The organism is Streptomyces sp. SID5910 (assembly GCF_009862125.1).
GTDB lineage: Bacteria > Actinomycetota > Actinomycetes > Streptomycetales > Streptomycetaceae > Streptomyces.
In genome coordinates this window covers 1-19,354 of record NZ_WWHX01000612.1, presented here as the reverse complement: position 1 = coordinate 19,354, position 19,354 = coordinate 1, and the positions used below count along the sequence as shown (strand labels likewise).

16 protein-coding genes, 1 pseudogene and 1 riboswitch are annotated in these 19,354 nt (G+C 71.6%); of the genes and pseudogenes, 11 read left to right on the top strand and 6 right to left on the bottom strand.

Annotation, left to right across the window (positions count from 1 at the left end; all coding sequences use genetic code 11):
• From GTW67_RS21340 to GTW67_RS21320, 5 genes are all read left to right on the top strand, one after another.
• A partial coding sequence (locus tag GTW67_RS21340; protein WP_237518964.1) for an ABC transporter substrate-binding protein occupies nt 1-683 on the top strand: 683 nt, incomplete at its 5' end.
• A gap of 6 nt (nt 684-689) precedes the next feature.
• A complete protein-coding gene (locus GTW67_RS21335) occupies nt 690-1,634 on the top strand; it encodes an ABC transporter permease (protein ID WP_161166407.1) in 945 nt (314 codons plus the stop codon).
• Complete coding sequence (locus GTW67_RS21330; RefSeq protein ID WP_161166406.1) at nt 1,631-2,461, top strand: ABC transporter permease subunit; 831 nt, start codon at nt 1,631-1,633, stop codon at nt 2,459-2,461. The genes GTW67_RS21335 and GTW67_RS21330 overlap by 4 nt, the downstream gene beginning before the upstream one ends.
• A complete protein-coding gene (locus GTW67_RS21325) occupies nt 2,449-3,990 on the top strand; it encodes an ATP-binding cassette domain-containing protein (RefSeq protein ID WP_161166405.1) in 1,542 nt (513 codons plus the stop codon). Before GTW67_RS21330 ends, GTW67_RS21325 begins: the two co-directional genes overlap by 13 nt.
• Before the next feature lie 17 nt (nt 3,991-4,007).
• The gene (locus tag GTW67_RS21320; protein WP_161166404.1) at nt 4,008-4,799 is read left to right on the top strand and encodes a class I SAM-dependent methyltransferase; all 792 of its coding nucleotides are present in this window, start codon (nt 4,008-4,010) and stop codon (nt 4,797-4,799) included.
• A 68-nt stretch (nt 4,800-4,867) separates the two neighbouring features.
• Here GTW67_RS21320 and GTW67_RS38600 read toward each other — a convergent pair whose 3' ends face one another.
• The 3 genes from GTW67_RS38600 to GTW67_RS21310 all read right to left on the bottom strand — a co-directional run bounded on the left by GTW67_RS38600 (nt 4,868) and on the right by GTW67_RS21310 (nt 7,135).
• Nucleotides 4,868-4,990 (bottom strand): hypothetical protein, encoded by a 123-nt coding sequence (locus GTW67_RS38600; protein WP_524539805.1) that lies wholly within the window; start codon nt 4,988-4,990, stop codon nt 4,868-4,870.
• A 29-nt stretch (nt 4,991-5,019) separates the two neighbouring features.
• The gene (locus GTW67_RS38595; RefSeq protein WP_524539804.1) at nt 5,020-5,226 is read right to left on the bottom strand and encodes a DJ-1/PfpI family protein; all 207 of its coding nucleotides are present in this window, start codon (nt 5,224-5,226) and stop codon (nt 5,020-5,022) included.
• A gap of 496 nt (nt 5,227-5,722) precedes the next feature.
• Nucleotides 5,723-7,135 (bottom strand): short-chain fatty acyl-CoA regulator family protein, encoded by a 1,413-nt coding sequence (locus GTW67_RS21310; RefSeq protein ID WP_161166403.1) that lies wholly within the window; start codon nt 7,133-7,135, stop codon nt 5,723-5,725.
• Between the two features lie 386 nt (nt 7,136-7,521).
• Between GTW67_RS21310 and aceA the strand changes: the two genes are divergently transcribed.
• From aceA to thiI, 6 genes and pseudogenes are all read left to right on the top strand, one after another.
• Nucleotides 7,522-8,811, top strand: coding sequence for an isocitrate lyase (gene aceA / locus GTW67_RS21305; RefSeq protein WP_161166402.1), 1,290 nt, complete (start codon nt 7,522-7,524; stop codon nt 8,809-8,811).
• A gap of 96 nt (nt 8,812-8,907) precedes the next feature.
• Nucleotides 8,908-10,500: a malate synthase A gene (aceB, locus tag GTW67_RS21300; protein WP_161166401.1), complete on the top strand. Its 1,593-nt coding sequence runs from the start codon at nt 8,908-8,910 to the stop codon at nt 10,498-10,500.
• Entirely contained in the window at nt 10,497-11,366 is an 870-nt protein-coding gene (locus GTW67_RS21295; RefSeq protein WP_161166400.1) for a 3-hydroxybutyryl-CoA dehydrogenase, read from the top strand. Before aceB ends, GTW67_RS21295 begins: the two co-directional genes overlap by 4 nt.
• Nucleotides 11,367-11,552: 186 nt before the next feature.
• Nucleotides 11,553-11,774: riboswitch (cobalamin riboswitch) on the top strand.
• A 170-nt stretch (nt 11,775-11,944) separates the two neighbouring features.
• Nucleotides 11,945-13,264, top strand: a pseudogene (locus GTW67_RS21290) (5-methyltetrahydropteroyltriglutamate--homocysteine S-methyltransferase); the annotation flags it as partial.
• Nucleotides 13,242-14,222 carry a class 1b ribonucleoside-diphosphate reductase subunit beta gene (gene nrdF / locus GTW67_RS21285; protein WP_161166399.1) on the top strand — a complete coding sequence of 327 codons (981 nt, stop codon included), beginning with the start codon at nt 13,242-13,244 and terminating at the stop codon, nt 14,220-14,222. The pseudogene GTW67_RS21290 and the gene nrdF, both read left to right, overlap by 23 nt.
• A 27-nt stretch (nt 14,223-14,249) precedes the next feature.
• On the top strand, nt 14,250-15,494 hold the full coding sequence (gene thiI, locus GTW67_RS21280) for a tRNA uracil 4-sulfurtransferase ThiI (protein WP_346010708.1): 1,245 nt from the start codon (nt 14,250-14,252) through the stop codon (nt 15,492-15,494).
• A 7-nt stretch (nt 15,495-15,501) separates the two neighbouring features.
• On the opposite strand, the gene GTW67_RS21275 is transcribed toward thiI, so the two are convergent.
• Genes GTW67_RS21275 through GTW67_RS21265 form a run of 3 tightly spaced genes read right to left on the bottom strand, consistent with a single transcriptional unit; the run spans nt 15,502 to nt 19,087 of the window.
• On the bottom strand, nt 15,502-16,638 hold the full coding sequence (locus GTW67_RS21275) for a bifunctional 2-methylcitrate synthase/citrate synthase (RefSeq protein WP_161166397.1): 1,137 nt from the start codon (nt 16,636-16,638) through the stop codon (nt 15,502-15,504).
• 32 nt (nt 16,639-16,670) lie between these two features.
• Nucleotides 16,671-17,579, bottom strand: coding sequence for a methylisocitrate lyase (gene prpB / locus GTW67_RS21270; RefSeq protein ID WP_161166396.1), 909 nt, complete (start codon nt 17,577-17,579; stop codon nt 16,671-16,673).
• Nucleotides 17,579-19,087 (bottom strand): MmgE/PrpD family protein, encoded by a 1,509-nt coding sequence (locus GTW67_RS21265; RefSeq protein ID WP_161166395.1) that lies wholly within the window; start codon nt 19,085-19,087, stop codon nt 17,579-17,581. Before GTW67_RS21265 ends, prpB begins: the two co-directional genes overlap by 1 nt.
• Nucleotides 19,088-19,354 lie beyond the last annotated feature (267 nt).

The following is a 19,354-nucleotide window of genomic DNA, read 5'->3' as shown; positions in this document are numbered from 1 at the left end:
GGGCGCCGTTCGACGACCCGGACGCGGCGATGGCGGTCAAGCTGCTCGTGGACCGGAAGCGGCTGGTGGAGGTGGTCTGCTCGGGCCTCGCCGAGATCGGCAACGACCTGTACGGCAAGGGCTACACCTACTACCCGGACGGCCTGGAACAGCGCGAACGGGACGTGGCCGAGGCGCGGCGGCTGCTCAAGCGCACCGGTCTGTACAACAAGAAGGTCACCTTCTACACCTCTACCGCCGCCGACGGTTTCGCGCAGGCCGCGCACCTGTTCACGGAGCAGGCCGGGGAGGCCGGGCTGAAGGTGGAGGTCGTCAGCGGGCCGCCGGAGTCGTACTTCACGGACGCGCTGGCCAAGGGCACCGTCACCAATCACCGCTGCGGCGCCATGACGATTCCCACCTACATCAGCGAACGGCTGCTCGCCGACGCCCCGCAGAACCAGAGCGCCTGGAAGCGCGACGACTTCGACGACGCCTTCACCGCCGCGCGGGCCGTCGTGGCCGACGACGAGCGCACCGACCGGTACCGGTCGGTGCAGACGACCCTGCGCGATCAGGGCGGTCTGGTGCTGTGGGGGCATCCCGAGTGGCTGAACGCCGTCTCCAGCAGCGTCCAAGGGGTGAAGGAGGCTCCGCCCAACACGGTGGACTGGGCCAGGTTCGACACGGTGTGGCTGGCCTGACGCGGGATGCTGCGCTATGCCCTGCGACGGTCGGGGTGGACGCTCGTCCAGCTCGCCGCGCTCAGTGTCATCGTCTTCCTGCTGACCGATCTGCTGCCCGGTGACGCGGCGACCGTCGACTTCAACGAGCAGGCGGGCCTCGAGCAGGTCGCGCAGCTCCGGGAGCAGATGGGGCTCGACCGGCCGGTCGTCGAGCGGTTCGCCGACTGGGCGCACGGACTGGTCACCGGTGACTTGGGGACCTCGCTGGTCGGCGGGGGCCCGGTGAGCGAGGTACTGGCGTCCTCGGTGCCGGTGACGGCCACGCTGGCCGGCGTGACGATCGTGCTCCTGGTGCCGCTGGCCGTCGGAGTCGGTCTGCTGACCGGACTGCGGGCGGGCAGCCGCACCGACCGGGTCGTGTCCGCCGTGACCCTGACCCTCACCTCCGTACCGGACTTCGTCCTCGCCCTGCTGCTCGTGGGGGTGTTCGCGCTGCGGCTGGGCTGGCTGCCGTCGACCTGGGTGGGCGCCGACGACGGGTGGTGGCAGCGTCCGGAGCTGTTCGTACTGCCGGTGGCGGTCCTGCTGGCCCGCACTGTGTGCGTACTGTCCCGGCAGATCCGGGCCGGGACGGTCACCGCGCTGGACGCGGGTTACACGGTGCAGGCCCGCCGCCTCGGGGTGCCGCCGACCCGGCTGGTCCTGCGGCACGTCCTGCCCAACGCTGCCGTACCCGGCGTTCAGGAACTCGCCCGGACCGGGGACCAGTTGCTCGGCGGCGTACTCGTCGTCGAGGCCGTGTTCGCCGTCCCGGGCACCGCGACGGCTCTGGTGGAGGCGGTGCAGAACCGCGACGTGCCCACCGTGCAGGCCCTCACCCTGGCCCTGGCCGCCGTGGCGTGTCTGCTCAACCTGGCGGCGGACCTCGTCAGCCACCGCCTGGCTCCCCGTACGGAGGTGCTGCGATGAGTACCGGTGGACGTGCCCGACGGGCTGCGGGCGGGGCACTGCTGCTGGTGGTCCCGGTCGCAGCGGCCGTCGTCGGCCCGTTCGTGACGGACTCCGTGGTTCCGTCCGACGGCATGCCCTACACCCTCGGCGACGGGCACCCCCTCGGCACGGACGCGTTGGGCCGGGACGTGCTGACACTCGTACTACGGGGCGGGGCGAGCGCGCTGGGCGTGGCGTGTGCCGCGGTGGCGCTGGCCGTCGCCGCGGGCGCCGTGCTCGGCCTGGCGGCGGCTTCGGCCCGTAGCCGGTGGCTGGACGATCTGCTGATGCGGCCGGTGGAACTGCTGCTGCCGCTGCCCTCGCTGCTGGTGATCAGCGTGGTCGGGGTCGGCTGGCGCGGCCATCCGGTCGCGGTGACCCTGGCCGTGGCGGTGCTAAACGTGCCCGCCGTGGCGCGGCTGTTGCGGGCGGCGGCGCTGGACGCGGCCAGTGGGCCCGTCGCCGAGGCGATGCGGTTGCAGGGCGAGTCCCCTGCGCGTGTCCTGTTCGGGCACGTCGGGCGGGCAGTGCTTCCGGTGGCCGCCGCCGACGCCGGTACCCGGGTCGGTGGGGCGGTGTTCACGGTGGCCGCCGCCAACTTCCTCGGTCTCGGTCTCGACCCGACCTCGCCGGACTGGGGTGTGGTGATCGCCGCGAGCCGGGAGGCACTGTTCGTGCAGCCGTGGGCGGTGCTGGCACCGACGCTGATGCTGGTGATGTTCGTGGTCGGCGTCAACCTGCTGGCGGACGGGCTGCTGCCGGGCGCGGCGAGGAACCGGAAGAGGGTGCTGGCGTGGAGCCGGTGATCGAGGTCCGCGGGCTCACCGCCCACGCGGGAACGGCCCGGCTCCTGGACGGGGTCGACTTCACCGTTGTGTCCGGCGAGGTGACCGCCCTGGTGGGTCCGTCCGGCAGCGGCAAGACCACCGCCGCGCTGGCCCTGCTGGGCGAGGCCGCGCCCGGCGTACGGCTGAGCGGAACGGTGCGGGTCACGGGCGTGGAGGTGGTCGGCGACAAGGGTCCGACCGGGGCCGCGCGCACCGTCCGGGGCGGGGTCGTGTCGTACATGCCGCAGCACCCGTCCCACGCTCTCAACCCCGCCCGCCGCGTCGGCTCCGTTCTCACCGAACTCGCCAGGCTGCACCGGCCCGGCGGTGACGACCGAGCTGTTGCGGCCGGTGCCCTGCGGACCGCCGGCCTGCCCGCCGACAAGTCGGTGCTGCGCCGCTTCCCGCACCAGTTCTCCGGCGGCCAGCGGCAACGCGTCGCCCTCGCCCAGGTCCTGGCCTGCGGCCCACGCGTCCTGGTCCTCGACGAGCCCAGCACCGGTCTGGACACGGTGGCCCGACTGCGGCTGGCCGAGCAGCTGACCCGGCTGGCCGCCGACGGATACGCCCTGCTCCTGCTCAGCCACGACCACGACCTGGTGCGCGCGGTGGCCGCCCGCACGGTCCTGCTGGAGCACGGCCGGGTCACCGCGACCGGCCCCACACCGGACATCCTCCCGGCCCCGGCCGCCCCACCGTCTCCTCCCCCGGCACGAGCCACCCCCACGGAACCGGCCGGGGCCGCGCTGGAGGTCCGGAACCTGACCGCGTGGCTGCACCCGGGCCACCGGGGCGAGGTCCTGCACGACGTGACCGTGCGGGTGCGCGAGGGCGGCTGCACGGCGGTCGTCGGACCGTCCGGCAGCGGCAAGACCGTCCTCGCCCGCTGCCTCGCCGGACTGCACGAGCGCCACCGGGGACACCTCACCCACCAGGGCGAGCCACTGCCCGCCCTCCGCCACCGCACCACCCGCCAGATCCGCGGCGTGCAGTACGTATGGCAGGAGGTGCGCAACTCCTTCGACGACCGCCGCACCGTCCTCGACCAGGTCGCCCGCACCGCCGTACGCCTGCGCGGCCGCACCCCGGCCGAGGCCGAGAGCCAGGCCCGGCAGCTGTGGGAGCGCCTCGGCCTCACCTCGGAGCACACCACGCGGCACGCCGCCGCCCTCTCCGGCGGCGAACTGCAACGGGCGGCCCTGGCACGGGCGTTGCTCGCCGAACCCGACGTACTGATCTGCGACGAGATCACCACCGCCCTCGACGCCGTCAGCACCGGCCTGGTCACCGCCGAGATCACGCGACTGCGCGAGGAGAGCGGCACGGCCGTGCTGTGGATCGGCCACGACCTCGGCCTCGTCGAGCGGATCGCCGACGACCTGGTCGTCCTGGACACCGGCAGGGTGGTGGAGAGCGGCGACCGCGCCACGGTCCTGGCCTCCCCCGCCGCCGACACCACCCGCCTGCTGCTGCGGTCCCGAAACCTCGCCACCGCCACCCACCAGTGAAGGGAACACCCCCACCCATGACCAGTACGCCCGCCTCCACCTCCACCGACTGGCAGCAGTGGCAGACGAGCTGGGACCGCCAGCAGGAGTGGTACATGCCGGACCGGGAGGAACGCTTCCGAGTCATGACCGACGCCGTCGAGGCCGTGGCGGGCCGTACCCCGCTCGTCCTCGACCTGGCCTGCGGCACCGGCAGCATCACCGCCCGCGTCCTGCGCGCGCTGCCCGGCGCCCGCGCCGTCTGCGTCGACATCGACCCGGCCCTGCTGACCATCGCCCGCGGCCACTTCGCCGGCGACGACCGCGTCACCTTCGCCGAAGCCGACCTCACCGACCCCGGCTGGACCGCGCGCCTGCCCCACACCACCTTCGACGCCGTCGTCACCGCCACCGCCCTGCACTGGCTGGACACCGAGCCGCTGCGCCGCCTCTACGGCACCCTGGCCGGGCTGCTGCGCGAGGGCGGCGTGTTCCTCAACGCCGACCACATGTACGACGAGTCCGCGCCCCGTCTCAACTCGGCCATGAACGCCCTGCTCACCATGCGTCAGGAGCGGCAGCGGGCCGAGGGCGCCCTCGACTGGGCCGACTGGTGGGGCCGGGTCGCCGACGACCCCGCCCTCGCCGAGCCCGCCGCCCGCCGCTTCGCCCTGCTCGGCGACCCGCGCGAACCGCGGCCGGCCGGCGCGAGGCCCGACCGCCCGACCAGCGTCCAGTGGCACCTCGACACCCTGCGCGCGCAGGGCTTCAGTGAGGCACGGCAGATCTGGTGCTCGGCGAGCGACTCACTGGTGGCCGCGCTGCGCTGATCCGTTGTGTGCGTTGCGCTGATCCGCTGTCCCGCACGCGCTGTGTCAAGAGCGGCGGCATTTCGCGGTCAGTCGTGCGCGAACAGAGTGCACAGCTTCTCGACGACCTCCGGTGACGCGGTGTCCTTGGTCCCCGACTCGTGAGGCGGCCGGGGCGCGTACTCGATGAGGAGTTGCACGGCCCGGGCCACGCCGTCTCCCGCTATCGGGCCGGCCAGGGTCAGGGCCAGTCGATCCCCGCCGGGACGCCCGCCCCGGTCGCGCGGTGACCGTCGATGACGACACGCTCGTTCACCGGCGTCACGCCGAACTCGGTGAGCTGCTCCAGGGCACCCCAGTGGCTCGTCGCCCGGCGGCCGGTGAGGAGCCCGGCGGCGGCGAGAAAGAGATCGGCCTCCTGGACGTCCGCCAGATCCAGGTCCGGCAACAGCCGCAGGCCCCCCGCCGACCGTACGTCGACGCCCCCGAGGGAAGCCGTGCGGATCGTGTAGGGGGCGAGTTCTCGCTTCCCGCGTAGCGGGCCGCCGCCGAGAACACGTCCACGGGTCCCGCCACGTCGAGCGGCTGAACACCGTCGAACAACACGACGAGAACGGACTGGGTCCTGACTCCGGCCAAGCCGGCCACACGTGTCTCGTCCATCCCACCGCCGCTTCGGTTCTCGCGACGAGGCAGTCACGCGCACGCGCGGAGTTCTCATGGTGGCACGGCGGCCGCACCTCGGAAGCCGGTCCCTACGTGACCACGGGAGCGCCGGTTCGCCCGTGCCGTGGAGCTGCCGTGGGGCCAGGTCCACGGTCCGGGACGCCTCTCCATGTCCGGCGGACACGGTGTCGGCACAGCGGTGTCCGGTGTCCGTGGCGATGAGCAGTGCGGCGAGTGGCCGTCGATACACCACTCCAGCGGACGTGACCCTCTGGGACTCAGTCGACGGCCTGGATGTCCTCGACCGGGTAGGGCACGAAGGTGCTGCTGTTCTGGTCGATGAGCAGCTGCCGGCCGAGTGGTGGTGCGGCTCGCTGGGCGCAGTCGAGGCGTTCGCAGACGCGACAGCCCATGCCGATGGGGGTGGCCGCGGAGGCGCTGGTGAGGTCGAGGCCGTCGGAGTAGACGAGGCGGTGGGCGTGGCGGATCTCGCAGCCGAGACCGACGGCGTAGGTCCTGCCGGGCTCGCCCCAGCCTCCGCGGTGGCGGGTGACGGCTCGCGCGGTCCACAAGTACCTCTGCCCGTCGGGCATTTCGGCGATCTGGAGGTGGATGCGTCCCGGGGCGGCGAACGCCTCGTAGACGTTCCAGAGAGGGCAGGTGCCGCCGGCTCGGGAGAAGTGGAAGCCGGTCGCCGACTGGCGTTTGGAAAGGTTTCCCGCTCGGTCGACGCGGACGAAGGAGAACGGCACCCCGCGGAGCCTGGGGCGCTGGAGGGTGCTGAGCCGATGGCAGATGGTCTCGTAGCCGAGACCGAAGTGGTCGGTGAGACGTTCGATGTCGTAGCGGGCTTCCTCGGCCGCCGTGTGAAAGGCGGCGTAGGGCAGGATGAGCGCGGCTGCGAAGTAGTTGGCGATGCCGATGCGGGCGAGCGCGTGGGTGGGCGATCCGGGCGGGAAGTCCTCGGTGGCCAGCCGGTCGAGGCCCTCGCCGTGTTCGAGCATCGCCAGTTGGGTCGCCATGCGGAAGGCCCGCTGACCGGGCCGTAGCCGCGAGGACAGGTGAAGGGTGCGGCTTGCGTCGTCGTAGCGGTGCAGCCGTGCGCCGGGCGCGGCGGCCAGGTGAACGCCGTGCTGCTCGGCGAGTCTCGTGGTGAGGGCCCCGATCACCTCCCCCGGCCTTACTCCGATCTCCGCGGCGAGGCGTTCGGCCGCCAGGTCGGTGTCGTGGAGGTAGTTCTGGCGGCGGTAGAAGAAATCACGGATCTCCTCGTGGGGCGTGGACGTGGTGCCCCTGTCCCGGTTCCGGCCGTCCGCCGCACCGGCCAGGCGTTCGGACAGCTCCTGGTTGCGGCGGCCGAGGTCGAGCACAACCCTGGCGACGCCAGGCAGCCGGGCGGCCAGGTCACCGAGGTCGGCCGCAGACACCTTGGACTCGGCGATCTCGCCGGCGAGCGCCTCACGGAGGTCGGCCAGCAGGCGCGTGGTGTCCCGCTCGGAGAAGAAGCCCGGGTCCACGCCGAACGCCTCGGTCAACCGCAGCAGGACGGGCACGGTGAGGGGGCGAGAGTCGTGCTCCATCTGGTTGAGGTAGCTCGGGGAGATGGCGAGTACGCGGGCGAGGTCCGCCTGGCTCATCCGGCGTTCCTCGCGCAGTCGTCGCAGCCGCGCTCCCGCATACGTCTTGCTCACCGAACCGCTCCCTTGGCAGCTGGGACTCCGTTGCGGTCAGCGTAAGGGAGACGTCCGCTCTCCGAGCCTTCGCAAGGTTGGCAAAAACCGGCGAGAAGATTCGCAAAGATTGGCAGGCGTCCCGACTTGATGGCACTCAGTGCCAGTGCCAGAGTCGTAGTGCGGCCCGCCGGACCGGGCAGGTACAGCCCGGAACCGGGGCACGATTACTGCCCTGACGTCGGAGACCCCGGGTAGCGGCGGCGACCTGCACCGGTGACATTGCTCAGCTCCACCTCTCAGGTGCCGACGGGCCGCATCCCAGTAGACGACACGCAGTGCCACCTCTGTTCATCCGGACGGGGCGGGATTGGCAGCCAGTACAGACCGAGGAGACGGAGACAGTCATGGCGGACGCGAGGACGAGCACGCAGGCGGCCGAGGAACTGGCACGGCGTTGGGCCACCGACCCGCGCTGGCAGGGCATCGAGCGCACCTACAGCGCGGAGGACGTGGTCCGGCTGTCCGGCAGCGTCCGTGAAGAGGCCACCCTGGCCCGACGCGGTGCCGAGCGGCTGTGGCGCCAGCTGCACGAGCTCGACTACGTCCACGCGCTCGGCGCGCTGACCGGCGGCCAGGCCGTGCAGCAGGTGAAGGCCGGGCTCCAGGCGATCTACCTGTCCGGCTGGCAGGTCGCCGCCGACGCCAACCAGGCCGGACACACCTACCCCGACCAGAGCCTCTACCCCGCCAACTCGGTGCCGCAGGTGGTGCGCCGCATCAACAACGCGCTGCTGCGCGCCGACCAGATCGCCACCGCTGAGAACGCCGGCGACACCACGGACTGGCTCGCGCCGATCGTGGCCGACGCGGAGGCCGGGTTCGGCGGTCCGCTGAACGCCTTCGAGCTGACCAAGGCGATGATCGCGGCGGGCGCGGCCGGCATCCACTACGAGGACCAGCTGGCCTCCGAGAAGAAGTGCGGCCACCTCGGCGGCAAGGTGCTGGTGCCGACCTCGCAGCACATCCGCACCCTCAACGCGGCCCGCCTGGCCGCCGACATCGCCGACACACCGACCGTCGTCGTCGCCCGCACCGACGCCCTCGCCGCCAATCTCCTCACCAGCGACGTCGACGAGCGCGACGCCGAGTTCGTCACCGGCGAGCGCACGGCGGAGGGCTTCTACCGAGTGCGGAACGGGATGGCCCCGGTCATCGCCCGCGGGCTCGCCTACGCCCCGTACGCCGACCTGATCTGGGTGGAGACGGGCACCCCGGACCTGGCTCAGGCACGCGAGTTCGCCGAGGCGGTCCACGCGCGGTACCCGGACCAGATGCTCGCGTACAACTGCTCGCCGTCCTTCAACTGGAAGGCGGCCCTGGACGACGACCAGATCGCCAAGTTCCAGCGTGAACTCGGAGCCATGGGCTACAAGTTCCAGTTCATCACCCTGGCCGGCTTCCACTCCCTCAACCACGGCATGTTCGACCTGGCGCGTGGCTACGCCGAGCACGGCATGACCGCCTACGTGGATCTCCAGGAGAAGGAGTTCGCCGCGCAGGCCCAGGGCTTCACCGCCGTCAAGCACCAGCGCGAGGTCGGCACCGGCTACTTCGATCTCGTCTCCACGGCCGTCAACCCGGCCTCCTCCACGACCGCGCTGGCCGGGTCCACGGAGGAAGAGCAGTTCCACTAGGCCACCGAGCCGGACACCACGCGTCCGGCCGGCCCCGTCGGCGGAGGGGGACGCACCGTCCCCGTCCCCCTCCGCCCCACCTCTCAGGAGAGCTCGATGACCGTCACCGCCCCCACCCAGCAGCTCCGTGTCCTCGCCGCGCCCGGCCACCGGCACGACGAGATCCTCACCCCCGCCGCCCTGGACTTCGTCGGCAGGCTCGTCGGGGCGTTCGCGCCGCGTCGGCGGGACCTGATGAAGGAACGCCGCCGGCAGGCGCTGCGACTGGCGTCGGGCTCGCCCCTCGACTTCCCGATGGTCACCGCCGCGGTCAGGGCGGACGACGGCTGGCAGGTCGCGTCGCCCGCGCCCGGTCTGACCGACCGGCGGGTGGAGATCACCGGGCCTCCGGAGCGCCGTATGGCCGTCAACGCGCTCAACTCCGGCGCCCAGGTCTGGATGGCGGACTTCGAGGACGCCACCGCGCCGCTGTGGGACAACATCGTCGGCGGGCAGCTCACGCTCCTGGACGCCGTCGAACGCCGGATCGACTTCACCACGTCCGAGGGCAGGGAGTACCGGCTCGGCGACCGGCTCGGCACCATCATGGTACGGCCGCGCGGCTGGCACCTCGACGAGGAACACCTGGAGTACGACGGCCGCCCGGTTCCCGCCGCGCTCGTCGACTTCGGGCTGTACTTCTTCCACTGCGCCCAGCGGCAGATCGACGCCGGACACGGCCCGTACTTCTACCTGCCGAAGCTGGAGAACAGGTACGAGGCCCGGCTGTGGAACGACGTCTTCCTCCTCGCCCAGGAACTGCTCGGCATCCCGCGCGGCACGGTCCGCGCCACCGTCCTCATCGAGACGATCACCGCCGCGTTCGAGATGGAGGAGATCCTCCACGAACTGCGCGAGCACAGTGCGGGGCTGAACGCCGGTCGTTGGGACTACCTGTTCAGCGTCATCAAGACCTTCGGACACCGCACCGACTTCCTCCTGCCCGACCGCGCCAAGGTGACGATGACCGCCCCCTTCATGCGGGCGTACACCGAACTCCTCGTCCGCACCTGCCACCGGCGCGGCGCCCACGCCATCGGCGGCATGGCCGCTCAGGTCCCCGGCAAGGACGCCTCCGCGAACGAGGCGGCGCTCGCCAAGGTGCGCCTGGACAAGGAGCGCGAGGCCGAGGACGGCTTCGACGGCTCCTGGGTCGCCCACCCAGCACTCGTCCCCGTCTGCCGCGAGGTGTTCGACGGTGTCCTGGGTGCGCGACCCCACCAGCTCGACCGCACCCGCGACGAGGTCGAGGTGACCCCGGCCGACCTGCTGTCCGTGCGCCGGATCAGCGGCCCGCCCACCACTGACGGCGTGCGCACCAACGTCTCCGTCGCGCTGCGGTACTACTCCGCCTGGCTGCGTGGGCAGGGCGCGGTCGCCGTCGACGGGCTGATGGAGGACGCGGCCACCGCTGAGATCGCCCGGGTGCAGATCTGGCAGTGGCTGCGTCACCGGGTCGTCGGCCGCGAGACCGTGGAACAGGTCCTCGACGAGGAGGTCGCGGCGCTCGGTGCCGAGTACCCGTACATGTCCGTCGACGACGTTCGCGCGCTCTTCGAGCAGACGGCGTTGCAGAGCGAGTTGCCGCTGTTCTTCACGCCAGGCGCCTACTCCCGCCACCTCGTGCGCCGGGCGGAGGTGCAGGCGTGAGCGCGGGCGTCACGCGCGTCGGCGTGGTCGGCGGCGGTCAGATGGGCGCGGGGATAGCCGAGGTCTGTGCGCGAGCGGGGCTGGACACCGTGGTCTGCGAGGTGGACGCGGTCGCCGCCCACGCGGCACGGGACCGGATCACCGCCTCCCTGGACCGTGCCGTACGACGCTCCAGGCTGAGCCGCGAGGCCGCCGACGGCGCCCGTGCCCGGCTCGTCTTCACCGGCAGCCTGGACGATCTCGCCGACCGGCAGCTCGTCGTCGAGGCAGTCGTCGAGAATCCGGACGCCAAGACCGAGGTCTTCGCAGCCCTGGACAAGATCGTCGAAGACCCCGCGGCCGTCCTCGCCACCAACACCTCCTCCCTGCCCGTCATGCGGCTCGGCATGGCCACCTCCCGGGCGGACCGGGTCGTCGGCCTGCACTTCTTCAACCCCGTTCCCGTCCTGCCCCTGGTCGAGGTGGTCACCTCTCTGCACACGTCGGCCGGGACGACCGCCCTGGTGGAGGACTTCGCGGCCCGCACGCTCGGTAAGACGGTCGTCCGCTCGAAGGACCGGGCCGGCTTCGTCGTCAACGCACTGCTCGTCCCCTACCTGCTCTCGGCCGTGCGGATGGCGGAGTCCGGGTTCGCCACCGCCGCGGACATCGACGCGGGCATGGAACTGGGCTGTGCCCACCCGATGGGTCCACTGAAACTGGCCGACCTCATCGGTCTGGACACCGTGGCGTCCATCGCGGAGTCCCTCTACGACGAGTTCCGCGAACCCCTCTACGCTCCGCCTCCGCTGCTCCAGCGGATGGTGGAGGCGGGGCTCCTGGGCCGGAAGACCGGCCGGGGGTTCCACACCTACGACCAGGGCTGAGGGCCTGGTACGACGCGGGCCGAGGGGCCCGCGGCGCCACAGGGGTGAGGGCCCCTGCGGCACGACGGGAAGGGGCGGTGAGCGCGAGTGCGGCGCTCACCGCCCCTCGCCGTCGGCACCCTCCGAACGCCTCGCGCCGCCTCCCGCATGGTGGACGCCGCTCTTCCTTTCGCGGCGCCACCCCGTAGGCTGACGGCAGCAGCTGGTTCGCCCCGCCCGCCAGGCGGGGAGTCGCAAGAGGGAACCCGGTGGGAATCCGGGACTGCCCCGCAGCGGTGAGCGAGAACGACCGCCGTCATACGCACTGGGTCCGACGTACCGGCCCCGGGAAGCGACGGCCAGTAGGTGTCCTCCTTGACAAAGGACGTGCCCGCGAGTCCGAAGACCTGCCAACTGCCCGCGTGCGGACCGATCCGTGCGCGGACATCCCGGTGACCTCGAGGGCGGGTCGGCGTACACACCAGACGGAACGACCGCGCTTGTGCCGCGCGGGGTCGGGTCCGTCCGGTTCGTCACACCCTTCGCGCTCTCGTCCCGTCTCCGGGATCTCAGGGATTCATCTCGCGAAGGAGATCTCCGTGACAGCCAAGTCCGCAGCCGCGGCAGCACGGGCCACCGTGTACGGCTACCCCCGCCAGGGCCGGAACCGGGAGCTGAAGAGGGCGATCGAGGGCTACTGGAAGGGCCGCGTCACCGCCGACGCCCTCCACGCCACCGCCGCCGAACTCCGCCGGAAGAACCGGCGGCAGCTCGCCGACGCCGGCGTCCACGAGGTGCCCACCGGTGACTTCTCGTACTACGACCACGTCCTGGACACCACCGTCATGGTCGGCGCGATCCCCGAGCGGCACCGCGCCGCGGTCGAGGCCGACGCGACGGACGGCTACTTCGCCATGGCGCGCGGTACCCAGGACGTCGCTCCGCTGGAGATGACCAAGTGGTTCGACACCAACTACCACTACCTGGTCCCCGAGCTGGGCCCCGGCACCGTCTTCACGGCCGACTCCGCCAAGCAGGTCGGTGAGCTGAAGGAGGCCCTCGCCCAGGGCCTGACCGCCCGGCCGGTGCTGGTCGGCCCCGTCACGTATCTCCTGCTGGCCAAGCCCGCCCCCGGGGTGCCCGCCGACTTCGAGCCGCTGAGTCTCCTGGACCGGCTGCTGCCCGTGTACGCGGAAGTGCTCGCCGACCTGCGCGCGGCCGGCGCCGAGTGGGTGCAGCTCGACGAGCCCGCCCTCGTGCAGGACCGTACCCCGGCCGAACTGAACGCCGCCGAGCGCGCCTACCGCGACCTCGGCACCCTCACCGACCGGCCCAAGCTGCTCGTCGCCTCTTACTTCGACCGGCTCGGCGACGCCCTGCCGGTGCTGGCCAACGCCGCGGTCGAGGGACTCGCGCTCGACTTCACCGACGCCGCGGCCACCAACCTGGACGCGCTGGCCGCCGTCGGCGGACTGCCCGGCAAGCGCCTGGTCGCCGGTGTCGTCAACGGCCGGAACATCTGGATCAACGACCTGCAGAAGTCGCTGTCCACCCTCGGAACCCTCCTCGGCCTCGCCGACCGCGTCGACGTCGCCGCCTCCTGCTCCCTCCTGCACGTCCCCCTGGACGCGTCCGCGGAAAAGGACGTCGACCCGCAGATCCTGCGCTGGCTGGCCTTCGCCCGGCAGAAGACCGCCGAGGTCGTCACGCTCGCCAAGGGCCTCGCGCAGGGCACCGACACCATCACCGGGGAACTCGCCGCCAACCGCGCCGGCCTCGCCTCCCGCGCGAGCTCGCCGATCACCCGCGACCCCGCGGTACGGGCCCGCGCTGCGGCCGTGACGGCCGCCGACACGCGCCGCTCCCAGCCGTACGCCGAACGGACCGCCGCCCAACGTGCCCACCTCGGGCCACGACCCGGCCGCCCGGCTCCGGCCGGTCAACTGGAACCGCGTCACCGACGAGAAGGACCTGGAGGTCTGGAACAGGCTCACCGCGAACTTCTGGCTGCCCGAGAAGGTCCCGCTGTCCAACGACGTCAAGGACTGGCAGCAGAGGCTCACGTCCGAGGAGCGCACGCTCACGATGCGGGTGTTCACCGGCCTGACCATGCTCGACACCGTGCAGGCCACGGTCGGCGAGATCGTCCAGATCCAGGACGCCCGCACCGAGCACGAGGAGGCCGTGTACACCAACATCGCCTTCATGCAGGCCGTGCACGCCCGCAGCTACTCCTCGGTCTTCTCGACGCTCTCCACCACCCCGGAGATCGACGACTCCTACCGCTGGGCCGTGGACAACGACGTCCTCCAGCAGCGCTGCAAGACGGTCCTGGAGTACTACTACGGCGACGACCCGCTGAAGCGGAAGGTCGCCTCCACCCTCCTGTCCTCGCTGCTGCTGTACGCGGGCTTCTACCTCCCGCTGCACTTCTCCGCCCACGCCCTGCTCACCAACACCGCCGACATGATCCGGCTGATCCTGCGCGACAAGGCCGTGCACGGCTACTACTCCGGCTACAAGTACCAGCGCGGCCTGGAGAAGCTCGACGCCGCCGGGCAGGAGGAGATGCGGACGTTCACGTACGACCTGCTGGAGAAGCTGTACCAGCTGGAGCTTCAGTACTCCGGCGAGCTGTACGAGCCGCTCGGACTCATGGACGACGTGGCGGTCTTCGTCCGGTACAACGCCAACAAGGCTCTGATGAACCTCGGTTACCCGTCCCGGTTCAACGCGGAGGAGACCGAGGTGAATCCGGAGATCCTCGCGGCGCTCTCGCCCGGCGCGGACGAGAACCACGACTTCTTCTCCGGGTCCGGCTCCTCGTACGTCATGGGCAAGGCCGAGGACACCGCCGACAACGACTGGGACTTCTGAGAGGTTGCCGTGTCCGACACACCCCGTGTGCCCGCTCCCCGTGACGCGCCCGACCGTCACGGCTCGTGCGTGCTGCTCAAGCACGGCGAGATCTTCCTCAAGGGCCGCAATCGCCACCTCTTCACCGAGCGGCTGCACGACAACCTGCGGCTCGCACTGCGCGGAATCGGCGGTTCGACGTGGATCAAGACCGCCCAGAACGTGACCGTACTGGGCGGGCAGGTGCCCCAGGAGGCTCTGCTGGAGCGGGCGCGCCGGGTGATCGGCTTCAACTCGGTGGAGCCGGCCGTGCGAGTGCCCAGCGAGCTGGAGGCCATCACGGCGGCGGCCGTGGACGCGCTGGCCGACGTCCCGCACGGCGCCACGTTCGCCGTGCGGACCAGACGGCGGGACAAGCAGTTCCCGTTGTCCTCGTCCCAGGTGGACGCCCACGTCGGGGCCAGGGTCCTGACCCGGGTTCCCGGCCTGCGCGTGAACCTGGCCCGGCCCGATGTCGTACTGGCGGTCGAGATCGACCGCAAGGAGACGTACCTGTCCCGCGCACGCCTCCCCGGCCTGACCGGGCTGCCCGTCGGCTCCAGCGGCCGGGCCCTGGTCCTGCTGTCCGGCGGCTACGACTCACCAGTGGCCGCACACCGCGCCATGAGACGCGGACTGGCCTGCGACTTCGTGCACTTCAACGGCGCCCCGTACACCAATCCGTCGTCGGTGTACAAGGCATACGCCCTGGCCCGGGAGCTGAACCGCTACCAGCCACCCGGCCGACTGCACGTCATCGCCCTCGGCAAGGCACAGAAACAGCTCGCCGTGGCCGGGGCGGGACGGCTTCAGGTGGTGGCGCAGCGTCGGCTGATGGTGCGCACCGCGTCGGCGCTGGCCGCACGTACCGGTGCCGAGGCCCTGGTGACGGGCGACAGCCTCGGCCAGGTGGCCAGTCAGACGCTGGCCAACCTGGCCGCGGTGGACGAGGCGGCGGCTCTGCCCGTGCTGCGGCCTCTGATCGGCTGGGACAAGCAGGAGATCATCGACGAGGCCGTGTCCATCGGCACCGCCGGGATCTCGGTCCTGCCCGACGAGGACTGCTGCAGCCTGCTCGCACCTCCGCGGGTCAGCACCCGCGCCGGGCTGCCGCGGCTGCACTCCGTCGAGAAGCGTCTCGACCTGGACGAGGTGGTCGAGACGCTTCTCGACGCTGCTCAGGTGCTGCGTCCGGGGACGGACGCCGAGGAGGTGCCGGCCGCCTCGGACGACAGCTGTGCGGCCTCCGTCTGACGGGTACTCACACCGCGCCCGGCACCGCCCGCTGGCCCGGGCCGTCGTACGAGGCCAGCGGGCGGATCAGCGCGTTGTGGGCGAGCTGCTCGGTGATGTGCGCCGTCCAGCCGGTGACCCGGCTCATCACGAAGATCGGCGTGAAGACCGGGATGTCGAAGCCCATGAGGTGGTAGGCGAGGCCGGCCGGGTAGTCCAGGTTCGGGTGGATGCCCTTGCGGTTGACCATGGCGTGCCGCAGGGCGGCGTGGAGGGTGGCGAGCCGGGTCACCTCCGGGTCGGCGGCCCGCGCCACCAGACGGTCCAGGGCGTCCTGCATGATCGGGACGCGGGAGTCGCCGTGCTTGTAGACACGGTGGCCGAACCCCATGATCTTGCGCTTGGTCGCCAGGGCCTCGTCCAGCCACGTCTCGGCCCGCTGCGGATCGCCGATCTCCAGCAGCATGTGCATCACGGCCTCGTTGGCGCCGCCGTGCAGCGGTCCCTTGAGGGCGCCGATCGCGGCGGTGACCGCGCTGTGGAGGTCAGAGAGGGTGGAGGTGACGACGCGGGCGGTGAACGTCGAGGCGTTGAAGCTGTGTTCGGCGTACAGGGTCAGGGAGATCTCGAAGCAGCGGACCACGTCCGGGTCGGGGACGCTGCCGAAGCACATGTGGAAGAAGTTCTCGGCGTACCCGAGGGACGGGTCGGGCGGGATCGGGACGAGGCCACGGCGGCGGCGCTGGTCGGCGGCCACGACCGTGGGCAGTTTCGCCAGCAGAGTGAGGGACTTGGCGCGGTTGGCGGCGAGGCTGCCGTCGTCCTCGGTGGGGTCCTCGGCGCCGAAGAAGCTGACGGCGGTGCGCAGGACGTCCATGGGGTGGCACGTCTCGGGCAGCCGGGTGAGCAGTTCCAGTGTGGTGCGGTCGAGGGGGCGCAGGGCGCGTTCGCGGGCCTGGAAGTCGCGGAGCTGCCCCTCGTCGGGGAGTTCGCCGTACCAGAGCAGGTGGGCGACCTCCTCGAAGGAGCGGCGGGCCGCGAGGTCCTGGACGGGATAGCCGCGGTAGGTGAGGGAGTTGGTGTCCTGGATGACGGTGGAGATCTCGGTGGTGTCGACGACGACACCGGCGAGACCGCGGTGGATCCCGGGCGCGGTGGTGGTCATGGGGTGCCTGCCTTCGTGGGTCAGGTGCCGGGTCAGTTGCCGGGCGGGAGGGTGAAGTCGAAGACGGCCGAGTCGAAGGCCGAGTACTCCTCGTAGCCGAGGAGTTCGTACAGACGGGAGCGGGTCTGCATGCGCGGCAGCAGGGACTCCTGGGTGCCCTCCGCGGCGATGGTGCGCAGCCCGTCCTCGACCGCCCCCATCGCGAGGCGCAGGAGGGTGACGGGGTACAGGGCGATGTTGTAGCCGAGGTTCTCCAGGGTGGCCGTGTCGAGGAGGGGCGTCCTGCCGAACTCGGTGAGGTTGGCGAGCAGCGGCACGTCGACGGCCTTGCGGAACGCCTCGTATTCGGAGATGTCGGCGAGGGCTTCGGGGAAGATCGCGTCCGCGCCGGCGTCGACGTACGCCCTGGCCCGGGCGATCGCGGCGTCAAGGCCCTCGACCGCGCGGGCGTCGGTGCGGGCCATCAGCAGGAAGTCCGGGTCCCGGCGGGCGCCGACGGCGCCCCGGATCCGGCGGACCATCTCCTCCTGGGGCGTGATCGTCTTGCCGTCCAGGTGGCCGCAGCGCTTGGGGTTGACCTGGTCCTCCAGGTGCAGCCCGGCCAGGCCTGCGTCCTCCAGGAGCTGGACGGTGCGGGCCGCGTTCATGGGTTCGCCGAAGCCTGTGTCGGCGTCGATGAGGACGGGGAGGTCGGTGACGCGGGTGGTCTGCTGGGCGCGGGCCGCGATCTCGGTGGAGGTGGTCAGGCCGATGTCGGGCAGACCGAGGTCGGCGGCCAGTACCGCGCCGGACAGGTAGACGGCGTCGAAGCCGGTGTCCTGGATCAGGCGGGCGGACAGCGGATTGACGGCGCCCGGCATGCGCAGCAGCCGGCCCGAGGCCAGTTGCTCGCGGAAGGTCCGGCGGCGCTCGGCGGGTGTGGTCCGGGTGTGCAGCGCCATCAGAACAGTCCCTTCGGCAGGCTCGCGTCGTGCGCGGCGACGGCGTCGGTGTCGACGGCCGGGAAGAGGCCGTCCAGATCGGCCGCCGACAGCTCCGCGAGGCGGGCGGCGGTGTCCAGGAACGCCTTCTGCGCGGACTCGGTGACGACGCCCTCGGCGAGCGTGCGGAACTTGCCGACGTATCCGGTGCGGTCGAAGGGCCGGGCGCCGGCCGGGTGGGCGTCGGCTACCGCGAGTTCGTCCTCGATCACCGAGCCGTCGTCGAGGGTGATCACCACGCGTCCGCCGAAGGCGCGGCGGTCCGGGTCGGGGTCGTGGTAGCGGCGGGTCCACTCCGGGTCCTCGACCGTCGTGATCTTCCGCCACAGTTCGACGGTCTCCGGGCGCCGCGCGCGCTCGGGGGCGTAGGAGCGCTCGTGGTGCCAGGTCCCGTCCTCCAGCGCGACGGCGAAGATGTACGGCACCGAGTGGTCGAGCGTCTCCCGGCTGGCCGAGGGGTCGTACTTCTGCGGATCGTTCGCACCCGAGCCGATCACATGGTGGGTGTGGTGGCTGGTGTGCAGGACGATCGAACGCACGCGATCCAGCGGGCCGGCCTTCTCCCGCAGCCGCCGGGCGAGATCGATGACCGCCTGCGCCTGGTACTCGGCGGAGTGCTCCTTGGTGTAGGTGTCGAGGATGGCGCGACGCGCCTCGCCGGGCTCGGGCAGGACGACGGTGTAGTCCGACTCCGGACCGTTCAGCATCCACGCCAGGAAGCCGTCCTCGCCCTCGTAGATCGGCGAGGGGGACGTCTCGCCCCGCATCGCCCGGTCGACGGCCTCGATGGCGGCCTTGCCGGCGAAGGCGGGGGCGTACGCCTTCCAGCTGGAGATCTCGCCCTTGCGGGACTGCCGGGTGGCGGTGGTGGTGTGCACGGCCTGCTGGATCGCCTGATGCACCGTCTCGGTCGGCAGCCGCAGCATCGCTCCCAGGCCGCCCGCGGTGGCGGCGCTGAGGTGGGCCACGTGGTCGATGCGGTGTTCGTGCAGGCAGATGCCCTTGACCAGGGCGACGTGGATCTCGTAGGCGGCGATGACTCCGCGCAGCAGGTCGGCGCCGGTGCGGCCGGTGTGCTGGGCCACGGCGAGCAGGGGCGGGATGTTGTCGCCGGGGTGGGAGTAGTCGGCGGCCAGGTAGGTGTCGTGGAAGTCCAGCTCGCGGACCGCGGTGCCATTCGCCCAGGCGGCCCACTCCGGGGAGACCTTGGCGCGGCTGCCGAAGACGGAGGCGCCGGGGGCGGTGGCGCGGTGAGCGGTTGCCTGGGCACGAGCGACGGCGACCGGGCGGCGCAGCAAGGACGCGACGGCCACGGAGGCGTTGTCGATCACCCGGTTGACCGCCATGGCCGCGCTGTCGGTGTCCAGGTCCTCGGTGCCGGTGGCCACGGCGGCCAGCTTCCAGGCGAGCTGCTCCTCGCGCGGCAGCCGGTCGGCGCTGGGGTGGACACGGACGTGGTGCTCGATCACGGAACTCCTCGTGGGGTGCGGACGGTCCTGGCCGGTGCTGATGTGATCGACGGTGCCCGCTCCGAGGTGGCCGTGCCACCTCTCCAGTCTGCGGAATCCGTACATCTCTGAGCTGCGAATCTGCGAATTCTGCGAAGGCCGCGAATGCTATCTTCGCAAGAAGGGTCTCCCGGAATGCTCTCGGAATGTCCCCTTTCCCGGCTTGCGACAAGGATGTGCGCCGTGCCTCGAGAAGCGGCCGACCGCAAGGTCTACGCCCATGCGAAA

Excerpts from the sequence above, each read along its gene's own strand:
- GTW67_RS21335 (WP_161166407.1), top strand. The coding sequence starts at position 690 with ATGCTGCGCTATGCCCTGCGACGGTCGGGGTGGACGCTCGTCCAGCTC.
- GTW67_RS21330 (WP_161166406.1), top strand. The coding sequence starts at position 1,631 with ATGAGTACCGGTGGACGTGCCCGACGGGCTGCGGGCGGGGCACTGCTG.
- GTW67_RS21320 (WP_161166404.1), top strand. The coding sequence starts at position 4,008 with ATGACCAGTACGCCCGCCTCCACCTCCACCGACTGGCAGCAGTGGCAG.
- aceA (WP_161166402.1), top strand. The coding sequence starts at position 7,522 with ATGGCGGACGCGAGGACGAGCACGCAGGCGGCCGAGGAACTGGCACGG.
- aceB (WP_161166401.1), top strand. The coding sequence starts at position 8,908 with ATGACCGTCACCGCCCCCACCCAGCAGCTCCGTGTCCTCGCCGCGCCC.
- GTW67_RS21275 (WP_161166397.1), bottom strand. The coding sequence starts at position 16,638 with ATGACCACCACCGCGCCCGGGATCCACCGCGGTCTCGCCGGTGTCGTC.
- prpB (WP_161166396.1), bottom strand. The coding sequence starts at position 17,579 with ATGGCGCTGCACACCCGGACCACACCCGCCGAGCGCCGCCGGACCTTC.